This window comes from Arthrobacter sp. zg-Y20, assembly GCF_030142075.1.
Lineage (GTDB): Bacteria > Actinomycetota > Actinomycetes > Actinomycetales > Micrococcaceae > Arthrobacter_B.
Genome location: NZ_CP126241.1, coordinates 852,084 through 874,337, shown reverse-complemented (window position 1 = coordinate 874,337; position 22,254 = coordinate 852,084). Strand labels below are relative to the sequence as shown.

Annotated in this window: 24 protein-coding genes; 7 read left to right on the top strand and 17 right to left on the bottom strand. The window is 65.6% G+C overall.

Features of this window, described 5'->3' with window-relative positions; all coding sequences use genetic code 11:
* Window positions 1-30: 30 nt before the first annotated feature.
* Together QNO06_RS04215 and QNO06_RS04210 are read right to left on the bottom strand one after the other, a co-directional pair.
* Window positions 31-1,005: a DUF1648 domain-containing protein gene (locus QNO06_RS04215; RefSeq protein WP_227914322.1), complete on the bottom strand. Its 975-nt coding sequence runs from the start codon at window positions 1,003-1,005 to the stop codon at window positions 31-33.
* Window positions 995-1,351, bottom strand: coding sequence for a GntR family transcriptional regulator (locus tag QNO06_RS04210; RefSeq protein ID WP_227914323.1), 357 nt, complete (start codon window positions 1,349-1,351; stop codon window positions 995-997). Before QNO06_RS04210 ends, QNO06_RS04215 begins: the two co-directional genes overlap by 11 nt.
* A gap of 99 nt (window positions 1,352-1,450) precedes the next feature.
* Between QNO06_RS04210 and QNO06_RS04205 the strand changes: the two genes are divergently transcribed.
* Window positions 1,451-1,774 carry a hypothetical protein gene (locus tag QNO06_RS04205; protein ID WP_227914326.1) on the top strand — a complete coding sequence of 108 codons (324 nt, stop codon included), beginning with the start codon at window positions 1,451-1,453 and terminating at the stop codon, window positions 1,772-1,774.
* A gap of 77 nt (window positions 1,775-1,851) precedes the next feature.
* On the opposite strand, the gene QNO06_RS04200 is transcribed toward QNO06_RS04205, so the two are convergent.
* The gene (locus tag QNO06_RS04200; RefSeq protein WP_227914329.1) at window positions 1,852-2,241 is read right to left on the bottom strand and encodes a VOC family protein; all 390 of its coding nucleotides are present in this window, start codon (window positions 2,239-2,241) and stop codon (window positions 1,852-1,854) included.
* Window positions 2,242-2,359: 118 nt separating this feature from the next.
* On the opposite strand from QNO06_RS04200, the gene QNO06_RS04195 reads away from it, so the two are divergent.
* Genes QNO06_RS04195 through QNO06_RS04180 form a run of 4 tightly spaced genes read left to right on the top strand, consistent with a single transcriptional unit; the run spans window position 2,360 to window position 6,219 of the window.
* On the top strand, window positions 2,360-3,250 hold the full coding sequence (locus tag QNO06_RS04195; RefSeq protein WP_227914332.1) for an aldo/keto reductase: 891 nt from the start codon (window positions 2,360-2,362) through the stop codon (window positions 3,248-3,250).
* 55 nt (window positions 3,251-3,305) lie between these two features.
* The gene (locus tag QNO06_RS04190) at window positions 3,306-4,004 is read left to right on the top strand and encodes a type 1 glutamine amidotransferase domain-containing protein (protein ID WP_227914334.1); all 699 of its coding nucleotides are present in this window, start codon (window positions 3,306-3,308) and stop codon (window positions 4,002-4,004) included.
* A gap of 4 nt (window positions 4,005-4,008) precedes the next feature.
* A complete protein-coding gene (locus QNO06_RS04185; RefSeq protein WP_227914335.1) occupies window positions 4,009-4,854 on the top strand; it encodes an SDR family oxidoreductase in 846 nt (281 codons plus the stop codon).
* Window positions 4,855-4,890: 36 nt separating this feature from the next.
* Window positions 4,891-6,219, top strand: a complete 1,329-nt coding sequence (locus QNO06_RS04180; protein ID WP_227914344.1) for a multidrug effflux MFS transporter — start codon at window positions 4,891-4,893, stop codon at window positions 6,217-6,219.
* A 48-nt stretch (window positions 6,220-6,267) separates the two neighbouring features.
* Here the strand turns inward: QNO06_RS04180 and QNO06_RS04175 are convergent, their stop codons facing one another.
* The 11 genes from QNO06_RS04175 to QNO06_RS04125 form a co-directional block, all read right to left on the bottom strand.
* Entirely contained in the window at window positions 6,268-6,723 is a 456-nt protein-coding gene (locus tag QNO06_RS04175) for a DUF3817 domain-containing protein (protein ID WP_227914347.1), read from the bottom strand.
* 103 nt (window positions 6,724-6,826) lie between these two features.
* A complete protein-coding gene (locus QNO06_RS04170; protein WP_227914348.1) occupies window positions 6,827-7,201 on the bottom strand; it encodes a VOC family protein in 375 nt (124 codons plus the stop codon).
* Between the two features lie 75 nt (window positions 7,202-7,276).
* The gene (locus QNO06_RS04165; RefSeq protein ID WP_227914349.1) at window positions 7,277-7,996 is read right to left on the bottom strand and encodes a helix-turn-helix transcriptional regulator; all 720 of its coding nucleotides are present in this window, start codon (window positions 7,994-7,996) and stop codon (window positions 7,277-7,279) included.
* Window positions 7,997-8,364: 368 nt separating this feature from the next.
* Window positions 8,365-9,297 (bottom strand): ribokinase, encoded by a 933-nt coding sequence (gene rbsK / locus QNO06_RS04160; RefSeq protein WP_227914350.1) that lies wholly within the window; start codon window positions 9,295-9,297, stop codon window positions 8,365-8,367.
* Between the two features lie 4 nt (window positions 9,298-9,301).
* Entirely contained in the window at window positions 9,302-10,321 is a 1,020-nt protein-coding gene (locus tag QNO06_RS04155; RefSeq protein WP_227914351.1) for an aldose 1-epimerase family protein, read from the bottom strand.
* The gene (gene fucP, locus QNO06_RS04150) at window positions 10,308-11,663 is read right to left on the bottom strand and encodes an L-fucose:H+ symporter permease (RefSeq protein WP_227914352.1); all 1,356 of its coding nucleotides are present in this window, start codon (window positions 11,661-11,663) and stop codon (window positions 10,308-10,310) included. The genes QNO06_RS04155 and fucP overlap by 14 nt, the downstream gene beginning before the upstream one ends.
* Window positions 11,663-12,319 carry a deoxyribose-phosphate aldolase gene (gene deoC / locus QNO06_RS04145; RefSeq protein ID WP_227914353.1) on the bottom strand — a complete coding sequence of 219 codons (657 nt, stop codon included), beginning with the start codon at window positions 12,317-12,319 and terminating at the stop codon, window positions 11,663-11,665. The genes fucP and deoC overlap by 1 nt, the downstream gene beginning before the upstream one ends.
* A 99-nt stretch (window positions 12,320-12,418) precedes the next feature.
* Window positions 12,419-13,372, bottom strand: coding sequence for a sugar-binding transcriptional regulator (locus QNO06_RS04140; RefSeq protein WP_227914356.1), 954 nt, complete (start codon window positions 13,370-13,372; stop codon window positions 12,419-12,421).
* Between the two features lie 155 nt (window positions 13,373-13,527).
* Complete coding sequence (locus QNO06_RS04135) at window positions 13,528-15,069, bottom strand: tripartite tricarboxylate transporter permease (protein WP_227914358.1); 1,542 nt, start codon at window positions 15,067-15,069, stop codon at window positions 13,528-13,530.
* Window positions 15,069-15,698 (bottom strand): tripartite tricarboxylate transporter TctB family protein, encoded by a 630-nt coding sequence (locus QNO06_RS04130; RefSeq protein WP_227914360.1) that lies wholly within the window; start codon window positions 15,696-15,698, stop codon window positions 15,069-15,071. Before QNO06_RS04130 ends, QNO06_RS04135 begins: the two co-directional genes overlap by 1 nt.
* Window positions 15,695-16,675 carry a tripartite tricarboxylate transporter substrate binding protein gene (locus QNO06_RS04125; RefSeq protein ID WP_227914362.1) on the bottom strand — a complete coding sequence of 327 codons (981 nt, stop codon included), beginning with the start codon at window positions 16,673-16,675 and terminating at the stop codon, window positions 15,695-15,697. The genes QNO06_RS04130 and QNO06_RS04125 overlap by 4 nt, the downstream gene beginning before the upstream one ends.
* Window positions 16,676-16,911: 236 nt before the next feature.
* Between QNO06_RS04125 and tcuA the strand changes: the two genes are divergently transcribed.
* Both tcuA and QNO06_RS04115 read left to right on the top strand, forming a co-directional pair.
* Window positions 16,912-18,390 (top strand): FAD-dependent tricarballylate dehydrogenase TcuA, encoded by a 1,479-nt coding sequence (tcuA, locus tag QNO06_RS04120; RefSeq protein WP_227914364.1) that lies wholly within the window; start codon window positions 16,912-16,914, stop codon window positions 18,388-18,390.
* 135 nt (window positions 18,391-18,525) lie between these two features.
* Window positions 18,526-19,209, top strand: a complete 684-nt coding sequence (locus tag QNO06_RS04115; RefSeq protein ID WP_227914365.1) for a GntR family transcriptional regulator — start codon at window positions 18,526-18,528, stop codon at window positions 19,207-19,209.
* Here the strand turns inward: QNO06_RS04115 and QNO06_RS04110 are convergent.
* The 3 genes from QNO06_RS04110 to QNO06_RS04100 form a co-directional block, all read right to left on the bottom strand.
* Window positions 19,206-20,120, bottom strand: a complete 915-nt coding sequence (locus QNO06_RS04110) for a DUF5996 family protein (RefSeq protein WP_227914368.1) — start codon at window positions 20,118-20,120, stop codon at window positions 19,206-19,208. The genes QNO06_RS04115 and QNO06_RS04110 overlap by 4 nt on opposite strands.
* Before the next feature lie 84 nt (window positions 20,121-20,204).
* Entirely contained in the window at window positions 20,205-21,143 is a 939-nt protein-coding gene (locus tag QNO06_RS04105; protein ID WP_227914369.1) for a DMT family transporter, read from the bottom strand.
* Between the two features lie 10 nt (window positions 21,144-21,153).
* Window positions 21,154-22,131 (bottom strand): N-acetylglucosamine kinase, encoded by a 978-nt coding sequence (locus QNO06_RS04100; protein ID WP_227926856.1) that lies wholly within the window; start codon window positions 22,129-22,131, stop codon window positions 21,154-21,156.
* Window positions 22,132-22,254 lie beyond the last annotated feature (123 nt).

Here is a 22,254-nt window from a genome sequence, read left to right as displayed (position 1 = left end):
AACCGGGTAGTCCCTGCCCTGCTTGCTGCGTTAAGTGCGGGCGGTGAGGGCCTGCAGCAGCGCGGCGGCGGTGCCGGCGTCATCAACCGTGACCACAAACTGGCGGCCGGTGACGCGGTTCACCTGCAGGGCCGGACCGCTGCGCAGCACCACGCCAAACCGTCCGGGGACCCACCGCAGGCCCCAGCCGCCGAACTCGGCAACGGGGGAAACGGTAACTGCCTCGGCATCCCGAATCTCCGCCAGCGGAACATGGAAGCGGGGAAAACCGGCCACGGAGACCGCTGTGAGGCCGCTGCCGTCCACCCGCACCCGGAATGCTGTGGCGGTGGCCGCGGCGGCGAGGAGCACTACGGTCAGGCCGGTCATTGTCCAGGCCAGCTCCGGCTCCGCCCACAGCCACCCGATGACCGCCCCGGCGCCGACCGCAGTGACCGCACCCAGGATCAGCAGCAGGGCGGGCTTTGACAGGCTGGTCTCGCGGAACCACACGGCGCGTTCACCGGCAGCCAGCGGCAGTGGCTCGGACGGGCTGGCGGCGGGCCGCTGCTGTGCTTTGGGCTGCACGAGCCAGCAGACCGCTCCCACGGCCAGTCCGGCAAGCACGGAGTACAGCAGCGGCAGTCCCACCCCCGGGGCCTGGCGGGCATCGGAGAGCCCGGCCTGCATCAGCTGGGTCCAGGTAAGCAGGGTGCAAAGCATAGTGGTGATGGCAGGGACCGCGGCGCCGAGGAACCGATAGCTCGGTCCGTTATCCGCGTAGCCCGGCATGCTGGTACCTGCCATCAGGGCCGGAATACCCGCTCCCAGCAGCACGGTGAACAGCACAGTGGACCACGGTGAGCCAAAACCGTCCGGCCCCTGTACGCCCCAGTGGATAGCCACGGGGTCCGGCAGGGACGGCAGGGTTGCAAGCTGCAGGGCCAGGGCAATAACCACCACGACGGCGGGAACTCCCAGCGCCACCAGCAGGAACCGGCGGCGGGCAGAGGCACTAGCGTTCATGGGCAATTTCCTTTACGTAGGCGGACAGGGTTTCCGGCGACAGGCCGAGGTTCCGGGCTTTGGCCACCAGGGCCAGGACATCGGCGTGCAGGGCGGCGAGCGGCGCGGCAGCTTCAGTCACCACTGCGCCGCGCCCGCGGCGCAGCTCGATCAGGCCCTCCGCCCGCAGCTCCTGGTAGGCGTGCAGGACGGTGTGCACGTTGACGCCGAGCGACTCCGCGACGTCCCGCGCGGTGGGCAGCCGTTCGCCCGGCTGCAGGCGTCCGGCTGCAGCGTCCGCACGGATCGAGGCGGCCAGCTGCTCAAAGAGCGGCTGGTCGCTGGTTGCGTCCACTTTCATCAGCATGGAGTTATTCTACTACAACTAGAACAACTCCCTTTTTATGTTTGCGCTATTCTCTCTCGCATGACGAATATGGGGAATTCAAAAACGATCAGTCTCAACGTGACATCCAAACGGGCACGGGCACGCGGTGAAATGGTGGTTGCCGCACCGGCTGCCGCACTGCCTCCCGCCGTCGAACGGGCCGCCTTCCAGTTGCCGCGGATGACCGTCACCGGAATCTGGGCCGACCGCGCGGAAATGTCCGCCGCAACCAACTGGAAGTCCTTCGGGGCCAACATTGTGCTCACCTTCGAACCGCTGGACGCCGGCAACACACGGGTCCTGGCCACCAGCACGCCGCAGGTCCCCACCACACTGCTCGACTACGGCCAGGGCAAGTCCGACGTCACCGAAGTGCTGCAGGCGGTAGCCGCCCAGCTCTAGGACGAACTGCCTCTTGAGCTGCAGCGAGGAACTGTTGCCGCCCTCCCGGCCGCGTAGTCCGGTACCAGCGGGTCCAGCTAGGACTCCGACGGCAGGGTGGGCGGAATGGCCGGCAGTTCCTGCAGCGACCACTGATTGCCGTCCGGATCGCTGAAGTACACAAACGTGCCCCAGTCCAGCGGTGTGATGTCGCTGGTTGCCACGCCGTGGTCCACCAGGTGCTGGCGGGCGTCGGCGGCGCTGGGCACCACCACCTGGATCCGCTGGGTACCGGGGACCATGTCCGTGGTACCAGGTCCAATCACCACCGAGCAGGCCGAACCGGGAGGGGTCAGCTGCACAAAGCGCAGGCTTTCGTCGACCCGTTCGTCAAAGTCGGGAGTGAAACCCACCTGGTCCACATAGAAGGCCTTGGAGGCGTCGACGTCGGACACGGGCACCGGCACGAGCTCAATTTTCCAGTCCATCCGGCAAAGCTAAACCGGCCGGTGCCGCGCCGGAACCCTACTTGCGGACAGGACGTGTCCGCGTGTCTTATAAGGCTGCTGAGGAATAAACCCGGGGGCGCGCCGTGTTGGGCCTTACATGACTGATTCGACGGAAACTTCACCCGCCCTGTCCCCCACCATCGACCTCAAGGACCTCGGCACCGTACACCGCCTGGGCTTCGGCGCCATGCGGATTGTGGGACCCGGTGTATGGGGTGAACCCGAGAGCCGCGGCACCGCCGTCGACGTGGTGCGCCGCGCCGTCGAGCTGGGCGTCGACTTCATCGACACGGCCGACTCCTACGGTCCGAACATCAGCGAAGAGATCATTGCCGAAGCGCTCTACCCCTACCCGGACGGCGTCCGCATTGCCACCAAGGTGGGCTTTGTCCGCACCGGACCGGACGTCTGGGTTCCGGTGGGCCGCCCGGAGTACCTGCGCCAGCAGACCGAACTGTCGCTGCGCAAGCTGAAGGTCGAGTCCCTGGACCTGCTGCAGCTGCACCGCATTGACCCCAAGGTGGACCGCGACGAGCAGTTCGCCGTGCTGCGCGACCTTCAGCAGGAGGGCAAGGTGAAGGCCCTCGGCCTGTCCCAGGTCTCCGTCGAGGATCTGGAAGCGGCCGCCAAGTTCTTCACCGTGTCCACGGTGCAGAACCGCTACAACCTCACCGACCGTTCCTCCGAGGACGTGCTGAAGTACTCCGAGGACAACGGCATCGGCTTCATCCCTTGGGCACCCATCTCCGCCGGCGAACTGGCGAAGCAGGGCGGTCCCGTGGATGAGGCAGCCAAGCGCCTGAACGCCAGCACCTCGCAGGTGGCCCTGGCCTGGCTGCTGCGCCGCTCCCCCGTCATGATGCCGATCCCGGGCACCGGCTCCATTGCACACCTCGAAGACAACCTGGGCGCCGCCAATATCTCACTCGATGACGCGACGTTCGCCGAACTCGACGCCGCCGGCGCTGCCGCAGCGCCGGCCAAGTAAGCCTCCGGCATCCCCCCACAAGCAACATTTCCGCCAAGCAAAGGAGAAACAACGCATGGCTAACATCCTAATGGTCGTATCCGCCGCCGATTCCCTCACCATGAAGGACGGCAGCGAACACCCCACCGGTTACTGGGCCGAAGAGCTCGCCGAGTCCCACCGGGTACTGCGCGAAGCCGGACACACCGTCCGCATCGCCACCCCGGGCGGCGTTAAGCCCACCGTGGACCAGGTGTCCCTGGCCCCCGAGTCCGCAGGCAGCGCCGAAAAGGCCGCCGCGTTCACGCAGTACATTGCCTTCATCGACGCGGAGCTGTCCTCCCCGCTGGTGCTCGCCGACGCCGATGTGTCGGAATACGACGCCGTGGTGATGCCCGGCGGTCACGGCCCCATGGCAGACCTCGCGTTCGATAAGGACATGGGCCGGATCCTTCGGGAAGCCGACGCCGCCGGCAAGATCATTGCCCCGTTCTGCCACGGCCCGGCAGGACTGCTGGCCGCCGAAACCGAGGACGGCTTCATTTTCTCCGGCCGCAAGCTCACCGTCTTCACCGACGAGGAAGAGCTGAACGGCGGAACCGGCGAGAACACCCCCTGGTTCGTGGAGGACGTGCTGCGCAACAAGGGCGCCGTAGTGGAGACCGGCCCGGCCTGGACCAGCTACGTGGTCCGCGACCGCAACCTCATGTCCGGTCAGAACCCCCAGTCCAGCGAAGATGTGGCCAAGGCCGTCATCTCCGCCCTGGCCGAGTAACCATATGAGAGTCCTGATCGCCGGCTGCGGCGATCTGGGCACGGAAGCCGGCCTGCGGTTCGCCGCGGCCGGCTTCTCCGTGCTTGGCTGGCGCCGTTCCCCCGGCAATCTGCCGGCGGCCATCACCGGCCAGGCTGCTGACCTCACGGGCGAACTGCCGCGCATCCCCGCCGGCACCGACGTCGTCGTGATTGCCGTTGCAGCCGGGGAACGTACCGAAGCCGCCTACCGCGCCGCCTATGTGGACGGGACTGCAAATGTAATGGACGCACTGGAGCGCGACGGCGTCCGCCCGGCCCGCATCCTGTTTGTATCCTCCACCGCGGTGTACGGCGACGCCGACGGCGGCCAGGTGGACGAGGACACCCCGCCCGCACCCGCCTCGGCCACCGGAGCCGTGATCCTCGAAGCCGAGCAGCTGCTGCATGACCGGCGTCCGGATGCCGTGGTGCTGCGCCTCGCCGGGATCTACGGGCCGGGACGCACGCGGCTGATCGACGCCGTCACCGCCGGCACCGCCGTCATACCCGCCGGCAGCCAGCTGACCAACCGCATCCACCGGGACGATGCGGCAGCGGCCATAGTGCACCTCACCACCCGGGTTTCACATCCGGCACCCATTTATGTTGGAGTGGATAAGGAGCCCGTCGAAATGTCCGACGTGCTGCACTTCCTCGCCGGCGAGCTGGGCCACGACCTGCCCGCCGCGGCACCGGCTTCCAGCAGCCGCGGGGGCAACCGCAGGCTGAGCAGCGAGCGGCTGAGCAGCACCGGATTCGACTTCGCCTACCCGACCTTCCGGGACGGATACCGCGCGGTCCTGGCAGGCGAAGGCACCCGGCACCCGTAGTTCTTTCGTTCCACCGCAACCGCACCAGGAGTGTCTATGAGCGATACCCCGCCCGAAACCGGAAGCCCGGCACCCGCTGTTTCCGGAAACAGTTCCCGCGTCAGTACCCGAACCAGCATCAAATACATCCTGATGCTCGGCGCCCTGGCCGCCCTGCCCGCAGTGACCACGGACATGTACCTGCCGGCGCTGCCTCAGGTCGCCGAAGACCTGCACACCAGCGCAGCGGCCGCCCAGTTCACCCTCTCCGGCACACTGCTCGGCGCAGCGGTGGGCCAGCTCGTTATCGGCCCCTTCTCGGACCGTTTCGGACGGCGGCTGCCGCTGATCATCGGCATCAGCATGCACGTGGTGGTTTCACTGCTGTGCTTTGTGGCCCCGAACATCGGCGCCCTGATTGTGCTCCGCCTCCTGCAGGGCTTCTTTAACGCCGCCGCAGGCGTGGTGTCCCTTGCCGTGGTGCGGGACCGGTTCACCGGTTCCACCGCAGCGGCCATGCTGTCCCGGCTGATGCTGATCATCGGTCTGGCCCCGCTGCTGGCACCCTCCATCGGAGGTGCCGTTTCCGGGCTGTTCAACTGGCGGGCAGTGTTCCTGGCCCTGGCGCTGATCGGCGTGGTGCTCGGTGTCATTGTGCTGCGCTGGATGCCCGAGACGCTGCCGCCGGCACGCCGCCGGGCCAAAGGCGGCGCCAGTACCTTCAGCGGTTTCCGGGTCCTGCTGCGCGACCGGCAGTTCCTGGCCCTGGCCGCAATCCCCGGCCTGGGCATGGCCGTGATCATGAGCTACGTGGTGGGCTCACCGTTCGTTTTCCAGGAGGGCTACGGACTGAGCCCGGGCCAGTACGCCCTGGTGTTCGCCATCAACGGCGTGGGTATGGTCATTTCCGCGCAGCTTAATGCCTGGCTGGTCACCCGCTACTCCCCCATGGGCATCCTGCGGGCGGCCGTAATCCTGCTGCTGGGACTGGCCGCGCTGCTGCCGGTGATCGTGCTGACCGGACTCGGCGGGGCTGCGGGCCTTACCGCAGGGTTGTGGCTGGTGCTCGCCATGAACGGCTTCATCGCTTCGAACTCTTCGATCCTTGCCCTCAGCGACTACGGGCACATGGCCGGCAGCGCCGCAGCCATGATCGGCGCCCTGCAGGTGGGCCTGGCCGGCATTGTCAGCCCGCTGGTCGGCATCCTGGGCGGCAGCGCCCTGGCCATGGTGTCGGTGATCATTGGCTGCGCCGTGCTGATTGTGCTCATCTTGGCCACGGCGACGACGGCCTACCGCGGGGGCGGCTCGAACCGGCCGAACCGGCGCCGGCTGCGTCCCGGAGCTGCCGCGAGTGCGGGCGCTTCCATCCCGCCCGCATCCTAGCGGCCCGGATGAACGCCTAGGTCGCGGCACGGCAGCGGTGCGACTGGATCAGCCCATGGGAACGGGCGGGCCCAGGTAGAGCAGCACGGTGAAGACCGCGGCCACTGCCACCAAGGCAACGACGCCGGCCACCACCGGGCGGCGCAGCACCAGGGCTGCGACCTTGTCCACGGCGTTGGTGGGGTCTTCGCCGCCCGGGGCCATCCGCCAGCCGCCGTCCAGCAGGCCGCGCCGGTCCACCGACTTCTCGAACGGAATGGTGGCCCACGGAATCACGGTGGTCACCAGGCCGACGATGCCGGTGCGGACCGGCCACTTCTGGTTGGCCCACACAAACAGGGTGACCACACCGTAGGACAGGAACACGAAGCCGTGCAGGCCACCGAAGATGGGCGTGAGGGCTTCAAAGTCCAAGACGTATTTGGCGAACATGCCGATCAGGAGCAGTGTCCAGGTCACGGCCTCGGCCAGCGCCACGGTCCGGAAAAGTTTGCGGGGGGTCATGCGGGATCCACCTTCTGCTGGGATTTACCAACAGTATGTCAGCATGGCCCTGCGCGCGGCGAATCCCCTGCCGGCTTTGGGACAGCAATCACGACGACGCCGGTTAGCGGGCGGGGCGGGAGAAGAGGTTGACGAGATTCCCGTCCGGGTCGCGAAACAGCGTGGATCTGTTCCCCCATGGCATAGTGGCCGGTTCAAGCACAACGTCCTCCAGCATGCTCCGGAGCCGGGCGAACTCGGCATCCACGTCCGTGACGAGGAACTCGATGATTGCGGTGTTGTTGCTGCGCGGCACCGGGGCGCTGCCGCCCAGCATGGCGACGGTGGCCGTGCCTGCGATCGCCAGCGTGCCTGTGGCGGTTCGGAGCTCGGCGAAGACCGGTGCCGGCCGGACAGCGGAGGTTCCCGTCACGTTCTCGTAGAAGCGGGTGAGCCGGTCGACGTCGTGCGTGATGATGCGGATTGATGCGAGGTCCATGGTTTCCTTTCAGCCGGGCCGTCCGGCCCGAAGCATCCAGCATCCCCTTCCCTTGCGACACCGTCCTGTCGGTTTTTACGGCTGTTTTCCGTCCGGGCCCACCGTCCGGAGCTCCCCGTAGACAATGCCCAGGTCCTCCGGACGCAAAATCCGGCGCGGGGGCCGCTCCCCGGTGGGCTCCGCTGCGCTGATGCGGTCGCCGCGGAAGGCGCGAAGGCCGTCGCGTAGCCGGCACCATCCGATCAGGTACCAGTGGCTGCCTTTGCCGACACATTCCATGGGTTCCACCTCGCGCTCAGTGGGTGTCCCGTTGCGGTCAACGTAGGTAATCTGCAGGACCTCTCCGGTCCGCAGCACGCCGGCAATCGATTCCGGTGCCTTGTTGGGCGGGCCGGCGACGGGGCGCTCGTCCAGCAGGTGGATCCGGGTGGCGAGGTCCGTAGATTCCCTCAGCGTGCCGCCGTCCATAACGGCAACCACCTTGCGAAGGGCCGACGTCGCTGCAGCGTGGAACGGACTGGTGGCCAGCATTCCCAGTGAAATCATCACGGCCAGGGCCTCGTCCACGTTGAGGCCCAGGGGCGCCAGAGTGTGTACCGGGTCCAGGCAGTAGCCTCCGGTGCGGCCCGGTGCAGCCCAGATGGGCACCCCGCTTTGCTGCAGCGCCGAGAGGTCCCGTTCGATGGTCCGGGAACTGACACTGAATTTCTCTGCCAGCCAGCGCGCGCTTCTCGGCCGCGGCGCCACGGCCCGCAGTTCCTCGACAAGGGCGTAAAGACGGTCGGTGCGGTTCACACCTCGACCTTAGTCTCCGGCACCCTTACTCTTCGGCGCCGTTAGTCTTCAGCATCGGTCAGGGCGGAACTGGTGGCCGCGGCTCCCCGGCCTGCCGCTGCTTGTCGCGGTGAGCGGCAGCGGCCCCGCCCGGGCTCAAACGAGAAGGCAAGATTTACGGGTTTTGGGCGGGAAATTGGTAAATTTTGCCTTTTCGCGGGCCACGGCGGTAATTTTTGCCTTCTCGAACCGTCCGGCGCCCCTGAGGCTCTTAGCCCCTACGCAAAAGGCTGCCGCGGCCGGCACCGAAGGGGATCGGTTCCGGCCCGCAGCAGCCTCTTCCGGACCGCTGCGGTGGGGGACCGCTGCGGCCAAGCTGTTGGGTCGGCTCAGGCCGCGGTGTCCGCCCGGCCCTGCTTCAGGCCCTGCTCGAACTGCTCGCGCGTGGCGTAGGAAGTCTGCGTCCCGCGGCGGGTGACCGAATCCGCAGCGTAGGCATTCGCTGTGGACAGGGAACCCGGAACGTCTCCCGTTTCCACCAGGCAGTGGCTGAAGCAGCCGATGAACGCATCCCCTGCCCCCGTGGTGTCCAACGCGGCCACGGTGCGGCCTTCCACCAAGGTGGAACCGGCGGCGGAGAGCCACAGCACTCCGCGCGAGCCCATGGTGACAATAACGTTCTTCACCCCGCGGTCCAGGATGGTCTGCGCTGCAGCCTGCACTTCTTCCAGCGTCTGCACCGGCATGCCGGTGAGCAGCGCCAGTTCGGTTTCATTCGGCACGAAGTAGTCACACCGGGCTACCTGGGCGAAGTCCAGGTCCGGGCTGGCCGGTGCCGGGTTGAGCAGCACGGGGATGCCGTGCCGGTTCCCGAAGTCGATGGCGGCGTAGACGGTCTCCAGGTTCACTTCCAGCTGCAGCACCATCAGTTTGCACTGCGCAATGGCCTCGGCGGCGTCCTCAATGTCCGCCGCCGTCAGGAAGGCGTTGGCGCCCTTGGCAATGACAATCGAGTTGCGGGAGTTGTCATCCACGAAGATGGGCGCGACGCCGCTGGTGGCGTCCGTGTCCAGCACGTAGGTGGTGTCAATCCCGTTGGCCTCGAAGTTGCGCCGGGTGGTTTCGGCGAAGGCGTCGTTGCCCACCCGGGTCAGCATCAGCACCGAGGAACCCATGCGGGCGGCGGCCATCGCCTGGTTGGCTCCCTTGCCGCCGCAGCCCATGGCAAAGTCCCGGGCCTCAACGGTTTCCCCTTCGTCCGGCATCCGGCTGAGGTAGGACACCAGGTCCACCATGTTGGAACCGATTACTGCAATATCCATGGGGCTATGCCTTCTCTTTGATGCCGGTGCTGACGTGGAAGGAGCGGGTGGCTCCGGGCGCCAGTTCAATTAGTGTCCCTGCGGCCTTGGCTGCCAGGAAGCCTTCTGGCCGCGAGGTGCCGGGCAGGACAAACGAGGCCACTTTCTGGTCCGGGTTGTGCAGCAGCCAGCGGGTAGCCACCGGGAACTCGGCGCCGGAGAACCGGGTGCAGAACGTGACGCCGTCGGTGCGCTCCAGCCGGAATTCCAGCTCATCCCCTCCGGGCAGGTTATCCGCGAGGAACACGATTTCCGGGTCGTAGCCCTGTGAAGCGTCCACCACGTCGGCGGGAACCTTCCCGGTGCGGATGGCCTCATTCAGGACCGTCCATTCCGGCGTCGGGAATACGTGTGCCGGGACGGTTTCCCGCAGCCGGAACGCGCCGTCGGGCAGGGACTGCGTCATGCGGGCCCCGTCCGAGTAGGCGTAGTTCATGTGGCACATGTACTGCAGCGGCATGGTGCGGGCCGCGGACAGGTTGGTCACGGACAGGTCGATGTCGAACATGGCCGAACCGGCGGTCAGCCGGACAGCGGGAACGGCCTCGTAATGGTTCCCGAATCCCTTGACGTATTCGTAGCGTCCGGAGACGGCCACGGAATCGCCGGTGATTTCCAGCCACGCTTCGTCAAAATCCGCGCATGGGAACTCCCCGTGCAGCGGGTGGGTGTCTTCGGGTGCGGGGCAGCCGGCGGCAAGCAGTCCGGAGTGGAAGGCGAAGCAGCCGTAGGTGTCCTCGACGAGCGTGGCGGGATAGGGCTGCCGGAAGGGCGAGTCCATCCGCAGGCTCACGCCGTCGAACTCCGCATCCCAGACCATCTGGCCCAGGAACGGCAGGACCTCGACCCGGCCGCGGGAGTTTGCCACGGTGACGGATTCGACGCCGCTGGGATAGCGGAACGCGGTGACCGTGAACTCCGCGGACTCCACCAGGGTTGCCTTGACGGCGGAGAAGGAACTCCGGTCCAGGTTAATGCGATACATGCTCGGGATTCCTTTCCGGGGTGCCGGCGACGCCGGCGCGGGCTTCGCTGCGGCGCAGGTGGCGGAAGTGCATAAAGACCACCAGGAAGCAGACCAGGGAGACCACGAAGGAGATCTGCAGCGAGTCGGCCAGGTCCGAGGCCAGGCCCTGGACGACGGGGATGACCGCGCCGCCGACAATGGCCATGACCAGCACGGCGCCGCCGGTTTCGGTGTGCCGTTTGTCCGTGATGGTGTCCAGGGTGCGGCCGAAGATGGTGGCCCAGCAGGGTCCGAAGAGGCCGGAGACCAGGATGGCGGCCCAGACGGCGGTGATGTTCGGAACCAGGATCACGTAGACGAGGGCCAGGCTGCCGAGGACGGCGAAGCCCATCAGGACCGCATTGACGTCGAAGCGGGTAATCAGGAAGTTGGCAACAACCTTGCCCAGGAAGAACGCGATGAAGGCGAAGAACATGTAGTTGGTCGCGCTGCGTTCGTTGAGCGAATCGTCCAGGTTCAGGGCCAGCCGGATGGTGAAGGACCAAACGGCGGTCTGCATGCCCACGTACATGAACTGGGCGAAGATGCCACGCAGGAATTCCTTGTTCCGGGCCAGGTAGGCCAGCGTCTCGCCGATCCGCGCGGTTGCTTCATGGGTCTTGTCGCGCAGCGGCTTGCAGTGCGGGAACTTAGTCAGGGCCACCACAATGAACACGACCACGAGGATCATGATGATGTATTTGTACGGCATCAGGGTGCGCTGCAGCATGTCCGCGCTGAAGGCAACCTTCTCGTCCGCCGACATGGTGGCCATCTGGCTTTCCAGCTTGTCCCCGTCGGTGAAGACCAGGTACTTGCCCAGCAGGATGCCCAGGATGGAGCCGATGGGGGTGAAGGTCTGGGAGACGTTCAGGCGCCATGTGGAGGTGGGCTTGGGACCAAGCAGGGTGGAGTACGTGTTGCAGGCCGTCTCCAGGAAGCTGAGGCCAATGGCAATGGCGAACAGCGCCACCAGGAACATGCTGTAGGTGGCCATGTGCGAGGCCGGGAAAAACGCCGCGCAGCCCAGGATGTAAACGCCCAGGCCGATCAGGATGCCGGTCTTGTAGGTGAAACGGCGGATGATCCGTGAGGCCGGAATGGCGATGATGAAGTAGCCGCCGTAGAACGCCGACTGGACAAACGCGGTGGCCAGGTCCGAGAGGGTGAACACGGACTTGAACTGCGTGATGAGGATGTCGTTCAGGCTGGCAGCGGCGCCCCACATCGGAAAGCAGAGCGAAATGAGCAGGAACTGGAACCACGGGATACGGCTGAGGTAGCCGTCCGGCTGCTGGACGGCGGAGGTCTTGAAGAGCATCAGATGGTGCTGCCTGCGAGGATGCTTGCGCCGGCGGAAGCACCGATGCGGGTGGCGCCAGCCTCCACCATGCGGGCCAGGTCCTCGGCGGTGCGGACGCCGCCGGAAGCCTTCACGCCAAGGTCCGGGCCAACCGTTTCGCGCATGATGCGGACCGCTTCCACGGTGGCGCCGTGCTTGGAGAAGCCGGTGGAAGTCTTCACGAAGTCTGCACCCGCGGCAACGCTGCAGCGGGATGCTTCCTCGGTCTGCTCGGCGTCGAGCAGGCAGGTTTCCAGGATGACCTTGACCAGGGCCTTGCCCCGTGCGGCCTCGACGACGGCGCGGATCTCCGCTTCGACGTCGTCCCAGGCACCGGCGAGTGCCCAGCCGATGTTGATGACCATGTCCACTTCGTCCGCGCCGTTGGCGATGGCGTCGGTGGTTTCGAAAACCTTGACGGCGGTGGTGGATGCCCCCAGCGGGAAACCGACCACGGTGCAGATGCCTACCGGTGTGCCTTGGGCGGCGCGGCTGGCCAGGCCAACCCATGCCGGGTTGACGCACACCGTCTTGAACTCGTGTTCAACGGCTTCCTGGACAAGGGTTTCGATCTGCGTTGCGGTTGCCGTCGGGGCAAGCAGGGTGTGATCGATGAGCTGCGAAATCTTCGACATGTGAGCCTCCTCATTGAGGGTGTTCACTCACTGTAGAAGTGGCTCGGAACACATGTCAAATTGCTGTTTTACATGTGTTCAGACTGTCGAAACGGTCCGCTAGGAAGCCGCCCGCTGCCGGGTGGCGCGCAGCACCTGCCCTGCCGTTGCGGCGTCGATCACCAGGTGCGTGGCGTAGCCGGACCGCAGCGCGGCCTCGATGGCGGCCACCTTGTCCTCTCCCCCGGCCACCAGCAGCCGGGTGCGGATTCCGCGCAGGTCCCCCAGCGTGATCCCGACCGTCCGCTCGTCCAGTTGCGGCACGCAGGCGTTGCCGTCGTCGTCGATAAACCGGGAGCAGATATCCCCAACGGCGCGGGCTGCGATGCCGGCCTTCTCGGTCTCGCTGAGGTAGCCCAGGTTGAACAGCATGGCGTCGGCGCGGATGGCGCCCACGGTGAAGACGGCGACGTCGGCATCCCGGCCCATTTCGATGACGCGTTGAATGTGTTTCTCCGCCTCCACCAGCCGTTTGACCTCCACGCTGTCGAAAATCACCGGCAGCGGCAGGGTACGGGCAAAAGCACCGAAGGCATTGCAGAAGAGCGTGATGGTTTCAAAGTCGTTGGTCACCCGGGTGGTGTAGGACACCCCGCCCTTGAGCTGGATGATTTCCACGCCGCTGCGCTCCTGCCGGCTGAGGTTCCGGGCCACCGAATACATGGTCTGCCCCCAAGTCACGCCCACCGTGTCGCCGTCGTTCACGTTTTCGGCCAGCACGGCGGCGCCCACCTTCCCGAGCTGGCCCACCAGGTCCGTTCCGTTTTCGGGCACGACGGCGAGGCGGACGTCCCGGAGCCCGAACACCTCGCGCAGCTCTGCGGCGAGGGAGGACTCCGCTTCCCGCGGGTCGTGGATGCGGATGCTGACGTATCCGCGGTCCTTGCCGTACTGGATGAGCTTGGACACCGTGGGCCTGGACAGGCCCAGGCGCTCGGCCACCTCGCTCTGGGACAGCCCCGCTTCGTAGTAGAGCTTGACCGCGTCCAGCGCCTGGTTCTCGCGTGCGTCCATCAAAGTGACCCCCTTGTCGCTTCTCCCCATGAGTCGCATAGGTGATTGTTCCATCTTGCGACGCCAGTCACACAACAGGGCCGGCCGCGGCGGATTCCGCGGCCGGCCCTGTCCGGTGAAACCGGCTGGTCGGATGACGTCTTTTCGTGCCGGCGCTACACCGTTTCGTGCTCCGGCTCGGCGTCGGGAACCCGACGGTCATTGCGGCGGTGGCGCAGGTGCTGCAGGGCACTGACTACCAGTGCCGCGACCAGCACCAGGTAGAGCGTGACGGTGATGGGACTGCCCACCAGGATGCCGAGGTCCCCCTCGGATACAGCCAGGGCGCGCCGCAGTTCCGTTTCCGCCATCGGACCCAGGATGACGGCGATTAGCAACGGTGCCAACGGAATGCCGTAGCGGCGCATCATGAAGCCGACCAGGCCGATGCCGATGAGCAGCCACAGGTCGATCAGGGAGGAACTCACCGCGTAGACGCCCAGCACCGAGAACACGGTGATGCCGGCGTAGAGGTAGTGCCGGGGAATGCTCAGCAGCTTGGCCCACACGCTGGCGAACGGCAGGTTGATGATCAGCAGCATCACCAGGCCGATGAACAGCGAAGCCAGCAGCGCCCAGACCAGGTCTCCGCTGCGTTCGAACAGCAGCGGGCCGGGCTGCATGCCGTACTGCTGGAAGGCGGCCAGCATGATGGCGGCGGTGGCCGACGTCGGCAGGCCCAGGGCCAGCAGCGCGCCCATCGCGGTACCCGCGGTGGCGTTGGATGCCGCTTCCGGTGCGGCCAGCCCCTTGATGGAGCCGGTGGTGCCGAACTCCGGGTCCTTCCGGCGCTTGGCGAGCTGCTTTTCGGTGCCGTACGCCAGGAAGGTGGGGACTTCGGCGCCGCCGGCCGGGATCAGCCCGAAGGGGGCTCCGAAAGCGGTGCCGCGCAGCCAGGACGGCAGTGCCTTGCGGAAGTCCTTGAAGTTGATCCGGGCGTTGCCGCCGGACTCGATCCGGGTGGCGACGGGGTCGCGGTGGATCCGCGAGGCCACATGGAAGACTTCACCCAGCGCGAGCAGGCCCACGGTGATGACAATGACAGAGATCCCGTCAAACAGCTGCGGCATGCCGAGGGTGAACCGGGCGGTGCCGCTGGGGCCGTCGATGCCCACCAGCGCCAGGGCCAGGCCGATGCCCAGGGCAGCCACACCGCGGATCACGGATTCGGAGACCACCGCGGAGATGGCCAGGAACGCGAAGACGGCCAGCGCGAAGTATTCGGCCGGCCCGAACACGGTGGCCAGCTTCACCAGCGTGGGGGCGAAGAACACCACCAGGGTGGTGGCGATCAGGCCGCCGATGAAGGCGCCGATGGCCGCGGTGGCCAGCGCCTTGGCGGCGTGTCCGTTCTTAGCCATTCGGTGGCCCTCGAAGGTGGAGGCAATGGCTGAGGAGTTGCCCGGCGTGTTCAGCAGGATGCCTGCCGTGGAATCGCCAAACAGTCCGCCGAAGTAGATGCCGGCGAACATAATGAACGCCGCGGTGGGTTCCAGTGAGAAGGTCACCGGCAGCAGCAGGGCCACCGCCATGGCGGAGCCGAGGCCGGGCAGGACGCCGACGGCGGTGCCCAGCACCGCGCCGATAAGCACCCAGAGCAGGTTTACGGGGGTCAGCGCGTGGGCGAACCCTTCAAAAAGCAGTGCGAGCTGATCCATCAGAGCATCCCTCCCAGGAAGCCGGAGGGCAGGTTGAGGCCGAGGCCGGCGCTGAAGGCCAGCTGCACGGCAGAGGCGAAGAGCAGGGATACCCCCACGTCAAAGCCGGGGCGCTTGCTGCCCATGGCGTAGCAGATCACCCAGAACAGGAACGCGGCGCTGAGGATCCAGCCCAGGATGTTCAGCGCGGCGGTAAAGACCACCACGCCGCCCACCACCAGGCCCACGGTGCGCCAGTCGGAGTAGGTTTTCCAGTTCCGCTGCCCCTCCCCTGCTGCGGGGTGTTCGGCGGCGAATTCGTGTTCGCCGGAAAGGTCGTCCAGCATGGCGCCGGAGAAGTTGCCGCGGCCGGGGTGGATCCGGGTGTCGGGGATGACGGGACGGCGGATTATCGAGATCGCCAGGGCGGTGGCGACGGCGAACAGGGCCACGCAGACCAGGATGGGGAAGAACTGCGGCCCGGGTGTTGCACTGCCCTGCACGTTCATGGTGGCGGTGCCGACCGCCAGGAAGACGGCTATGGCGTAGAGGACCGCTACGACAATCAGTTCGCTGCGGCCTTCCAGTGCGCCCCCGCGCCGGTTGGTGGACTGCTGCACGGGTGCCGGTTTGTCCTGGGCGAGGCTCATAGTCCCAGCTCCTTCACGATTGACTGTGCCGTGGAAACTTCTTCTTCGATGAAGGCTTCGAATTCCTCGCCGGTGGCAAAGCTGTCCGTCCAGCTGTTGCGTTCCAGCGTGTCCTTCCATTCCTCGGAGTCGCGCATTTCGGTGATGATGGCGATGAATTCGGCCTTCGCCTCGTCCGAGATGCCGGGGGCTGCGACGACGCCGCGCCAGTTGGACATGGACACGTCCACTCCCTGCTCCATGAAGGTGGGCACATCAACGCCGTCGAGCCGTTCCTCCGAGGAGATGGCCAGTGCCCGGAGGGTGCCGGCTTCGATCTGGTCCGCCACCTCGTTGTAGCCGGACATGCCGGCCACGGTGGTGTGGGACAGCAGGGAGGTCAGGGCTTCGCCGCCGCCGGAGTACGCCACATAGTTCACGTCCCGGGGATCAATGCCGCTCTTTTGGGCCAGCAGTCCGCTGAGCAGGTGGTCGATGGATCCCAGGGACCCGCCGCCTATCGAGTTGGCGCCCGGGTTCGCCTTCCACGCGTCGAGGAAGTCGGCCAGGGTCTGGATTTCGGAGTCGGCCGGGACCACCAGCACGGCGTAATCGTCCGCGAGGCGGGCGATGGGCACGACGTCGGCCATGGACTCTGGATTGTCTGCCAGTTCGATGGCCCCCACCATCACGCCTCCGGTGACCAGCAGCGCGTCTTCGCGCCCCGGGGTCTGGACAAACTGGCTCAGGCCGATGGTGCCGCCGGCGCCGGGCACGTTGACTACCTGCGGATTGTTCACCACGCCGTTGCTGCGGAGCGCCTGCTGCGCCTCGCGGGCAAACCCGTCCCAGCCGCCTCCGGGGGCGGCCGGAGCGATGAGCGTGAGTTTGCTGCGTGCGGTTGCCGTGCCGCCGGATGCTGCTGCGTTGACGAACGCCAGCACCGTGACCACGGCTACGACCAGGGCGAAAAGCCCGGTGCGAATGGTCTTTTTCATGTTTCCCGTTCCATTACTTCGTTGTCGGAGGGGGTGGGGCGCGTTGTACACAATGCAATACAGCTATACCCGAAGTGACCCGCATCACTCTAGTCCCAAACGCGACTCCGGTAACAAAAGGAAGATGTCCCCCAATATTTCGCCGCCGTTGGATCGGGTAGGGAAACTGCGTAGACTCTTCCCCGTTCGCAGATTGAATGTATACAGTTGTATGCAACAGCAACCAGGAGTGCATCATGACAGAAGTTCCGGAGACCGTCAGGACCGAAGTAGTGGTGGTGGGCGGCGGCAACGCCGGGTTTACCGCCGCACACGCCGCAGCCGAACGCGGACGAAAGGTGATCCTCCTGGAGAAGGGTGCCGAGGAACTTTCCGGCGGCAACAGTTTCTACACCGCCGGCGCCACGCGGATTGTCCACGGCGGGCTGGAGGACCTGGCCGGACTGGTGGAACCCGATGACCGGCACGCCTCCACCGTGGTGCCGCCTTACACCGCAGAAAACTACGCCTCGGACCTGGCCAAGGTGACTGAAGGGCGCAACGACCCGGAGCTGACCGAGGTCCTGATCGCCGAAAGCCAGTCCACCCTGCGCTGGCTTAACGGCCTGGGACTGAAGTACCGGCTGATGTACGAGCGCCAGGCCTACGAGCGTCCGGACGGCAGCTACCTGTTCTGGGGCGGGCTGCACGTGGGAAACGTGGGCGGCGGCGACGGCATGATGGCGGACCACGTCCGGGTGGCCCGGGAGCTGGGCACTGACATCCGTTACGCCAGCCCCGCGACCCGCCTTGTGGTCGACGGCGGCCGCGTCACCGGCGTCGTCGTTAGCGGACCCGTTGGTGAGTACCGGATCGAAGCCGAGTCCGTAATCCTCACCGCCGGCGGCTTTGAATCCGATCCGCAGCTGCGCCGGGAACACCTGGGCGAAGGGTGGGAGAACGCGAAGGTGCGCGGCACCCCGTACAACACCGGCGACATGATCCTGGCTGCGCTCGACGCCGGCGCGGGCCGCGGCGGGGACTGGAACACCTGCCACAGCGTGCAATGGGATGCCTTTACGCCGGAGAACGAAAGCAACCGTGAGCTGACCAACCGGCTCACCCGGCAGAGCTACCCCCTGGGCATCATTGTGAACCGCGACGGCGAGCGGTTCCTGGATGAAGGTGCAGACTTCCGCAACTACACCTACGCCAAGTACGGCAAGGAAATCCTCCGCCAGCCCGGGTCCGTCGCCTGGCAGATATTCGACGCCGCGCTGCGCCCGATGCTGCGCACCGAGGAATACGACATGCCCGGTGTCTCCGTGGAAACAGCGGACACCATCGCGGAGCTGGCCGCCAAGACCGGCATCAGCCCCGAAGCGCTGGAGAAAACCGTCGCGGACTACAACTCCTCCATTGACCGCAGCGTGGAGTTCGATCCCAACGTGCTCGATGGCCGGGGTGCCCAAACCGCTCCGGTGAAGAGCAACTGGGCGAATCCGCTGGAAACCGGGCCGTTCTACGCGTTCGGTGTCACCTGCGGCATCACCTTTACGTTCGGCGGGGTCCGGGGCGATACCTCCGGTCGAGTGCTGGACACCGAGGGCAACGCCATCCCGGGGCTCTTCGCCGCGGGCGAGATGCTGGGCGGACTCTTCAGCATCAACTACCCCGGCGGGTCCGGCCTGGCCGCCGGCTGCGTCTTCGGCCGCCGGGCCGGCGCGCTGGCCTGACTGCGCCGCGCTGGCCTGACTGCGCCGCGCTGGCGTCACCGCGTAGGGCCGGTGCGACCGCGCAGGGCCGGTGTGACCGCGTAATGTTGGGACCGACAGTTTCGGTTATATTCCGTATCTCTTCGAGGACGTTCAGTGGCCCAAGCAGCATCAGCACGTATTGACGGTGAGGCGATCTTCGCAACGCTGCGCAGTGAGATCCTCTCCGGCGTGCACAGCCCCGGTACGCCCATGCGGGAAGTAACCCTGGCCGAACGCTTCGGCGTCTCCCGGACTCCGGTCCGGGAGGCGCTCTCCCGCCTGCAGCAGGAACGCCTGTTGGAGCGGGTGGCACGAGGGCTGCAGGTGCCCGAAATCGATCCGGCGCAGGTCATCCAAATCTATGACATGCGGATCATGCTCGAAGAAGAAGCGGCCGGACAGGCAGCCCGCGCGCGGCAGTTCACCGACCTGATGCGGCTGGAGGCCCTGCTGGAACGCGACCGGCAGCTGACGGAGCCTGATGACACCACGCGGATCACCACCAATCTGGAATTCCACGCGGCGGTGTGGGCTTGTGCGCACAATCCAGTCCTGACGGATCTGCTGGAGCGGCTCAGCACGCACCTGGTGCACGCCCCGCAGTCCACGCTGTCCGTGGAGACCCGCTGGGATACCGCACTGGCCGAGCATGCGGCCCTGATCGAGGCCATTGAGCGGCAGGACGTGGATGAGGCACGCCGCATTGCCCGTGCACACATGGAAACAGCCCGCCAGATCCGTCTGAAGCTCCTGCGCGAAGGGGCGCTGCGTCAGCCGCTCCGGCCGTTCACGCGCTAGTGCTGCGGGGCGTAGGTCAGCGGTTCCGTGATCCACTCAATGTCGCTCCACGGATCCATCCGCTGCAGGATGTCGAAGCTGGTGCGGCAGAAGTCCACCACCGCACGCTGGGGATCGGGGGTGGAGAAAGCGTCCTTGAGGGTGAGGATGAATTCGCTGGACTTGGTGAGGAACTCTGCCTGGGGCGGCGCCAGCATGCTGCCGTAGCTGCCGATGTTGGACAGGAACGGATAGGGCATCACGTAAAACGCCGGTTCGATGGAGGACGGGTCGCCGGGCCAGAAACCGAACTCGCAGAACCGCTCATCGAAGCTGTTTGCGGCAATGGCTCCCTTGCCCGGATAGGGAGCGGACTGGCCGCTGTAAATCGCTCCGGAGATGTCCATGGTGCCGAACCAGTACGCCGGCAGATGCACCTTGCCGCGCACCGGTGCCAGGAACTGTGACAGGCTCCGCTGGGCGAAGTGCAGGTTGTCCAGGAACAGTTCCACGGCATGCCTGTCGTAGCTGTGATGCTTGGTGTCGGCATCAAAAGGCACTGGATCATAGAATTCCTGCGGCTCCGTGTTGATGGGCGTGGGAGCTTCGATGAACTCAAGGGCATCCATTAGCTGCTGGTAGAAGCCGGCCACGCTGAGCCCGTCGGTGAGGTCCAGCCGGGTGCGGATGTAATTGGTGTTCTGCACATCGACGTGGTGCTCACGCAGGTTGAAATAGATCTCGAAGTTGGTGTCCGGACCGGGGATCACGCCGGTGCCGATACCCTGCACCGTCAGCGGCATCCGTACATGCGCCCACTCCGGTTCCGGACAGCTTCGTTCCACTTTCACCTTGCCGGCCATCTGCAGGAACAGGTGCAGGGTATCCGCGGTGGCCTGCCAGTCGGGATAGTTCAGGAAGTTCTTGTCCATGGGAAGCACCTCTGCTCGGGGACGGACCTCGCACCTGCTGCTCTTAGTGTGAAACCCGCCCCCGGACACGGTCAACGGCCGCGATTACGTGGACAGGGGTGTCCGGCGTTCGGCGTCGTCTGCCAGGACCGCCTCGCTGAGGGCCTCGCCGCGGCGCTCGTCGCTGTAGACCATAAGCGTTGATCCCACCAAGGCAAGGACAATGGCAATCAGCCCGTAGGTGGAAGGCAGCGTCTGGTACACCGCAAGGGATACAACAATGGTCAGTGCCGGCGCCAGCGCATTCGTGACCGGTGAAACGACGGACGCCTTCCCCCGGCTGAGCGCCATCACGAGGAACAGGGCACCTACGGCATTGAGCAGCTGGGTTGCGGCGGTCAGGGCCGGTGCCTGCCACGGGGCATCAAGCGGGATTCCGCCGCCGGCTACGAGTGCAACAGGTGCGAGCAGCAGGCCGGTGATCGCCATCCAGGCGAAGGTAGTCGCGTCATTCACGCCGATGGTTGCCGCTTTGCGCATAAAGAACGCCTGCACGCCCCAGGCTACGCAAATCAGGATTGAAAGGAGCAGCCAGGTCCCCGCACTGGCATCATCATCGCCGCTGGAGATACTGAAGAGGACCAGTGCGGCAAGGACGGCCACCAGCCCGAGTACTGCAATCTTGGTGAGTCTCTCCCGGAGGAAGACGATCGCCATCACAACAGTGATGGCCGGGGAGATCGAGATGATCGGAAAGATGAGGTATGCCGGTCCGCGGGACAGTGCCTCGAAAAGAAGCAGCTGGCCGCCTGCGCCGGTCAGCCCCACAAGTACGCCGTATACAGCCGCCATGGAACGCCGGTCGAATTTCTGCCGGCGGAGGGCAAACGCCGCCGGAATGATCATGGTTAGTGACCAGATCACGTACACCATTTCGTTCGGATATCCGTAGAGCGTGGTGGGAGAGGCGGAAAAGGCGCCCCAAACGCCCCAGAAAAGAATCAGGAGCGAAGCGTAGACAATCCAGGACTGGGTTTTCCTCATGGTGGTGTCCTTAGGTCGTGGGTTGCAATTGCTGGAGGTTCTCGAGCGCCGGATCGGACAACGGTTGGCCCGCAGTCCGTGCGGCATACAGGGCAGCCCCAATTCCCGGCCCGAGGAGAGGCGTGCGAAGTTCGTAGCGGAACGCGCGGAATCCGATCGCATCGCTGAACATGTTCCGCATGTAAGCGGAACCGAACATTCCGCCGGAATAGGAAAGCGGAACCGCTTCATCTGCGCAATAGCTGAGGTTCATAGCGGTGACGTCGACAATCTGCACAAGTTCACGGCACGCGTCACGGATGATTTCCGCGGCAAGTCCGTCGCCCAATTCCGCGGCCTGGACCACCGTCTTTGACAGGTCCGCGATTGCCATCCGCCGGCCGTGCCACTCGTTTTGGACAATGCCGACCAGGTCCAGGTCGTTGGAGATATTCATGCGTGCCCGCATCACGTCGTAGAGCTCGCTTCGCTGCTTCCGCCCGTCGCTCATCCGTGAAAAGGCGTTCAATCCGCGCACGGCAATCCAATATGCGGATCCTTCGTCCCCGAACAGCTCGCCCCACCCTCCTGCCCTATAGGTACGGCCTGCGCGCTCGCCGTAGGTCATGGAACCGGTCCCGCTGATGACGTTGATGCCGTCCGCTGCAGCGAGCGAGCCGGACCATCCGCAAATCATGTCGTTGTCGCACGAGTAGCGGGACGATCCCAGAATGCCCTCCGGCATGGCACGGAGTTCCGCCACATCCCCGCTGACCTCTCCGTAACCCGGGAGCCCGAAAAATGACTGTGTGATGTCTGCGGGGGCTATGCCTGATTGCAGGGATATTTCTTCTATGCCTTTGCGCAGAACTGTTGCTACAAGCTCAATGCCTTCGTCCACGTAGTAGCAGCTTGGCTGCTCCACTTCGGCCAGTACTCGGCCGGTTGCGTCAATCAGGACAAACGCTGTTTTCGTTCCTCCTCCGTCAACACCTAAATATGTACGCATTCCGGTGGCTGTAGGCGCAGTAAATCCAGGCATGGCCCGCTCCTTTTGGCGTTTGCGTCCCGCGTCGTACCTGCGATGAGTAAAGTGTTCGCTTTGCGCAATAAATATCAATACCCGGTGCTA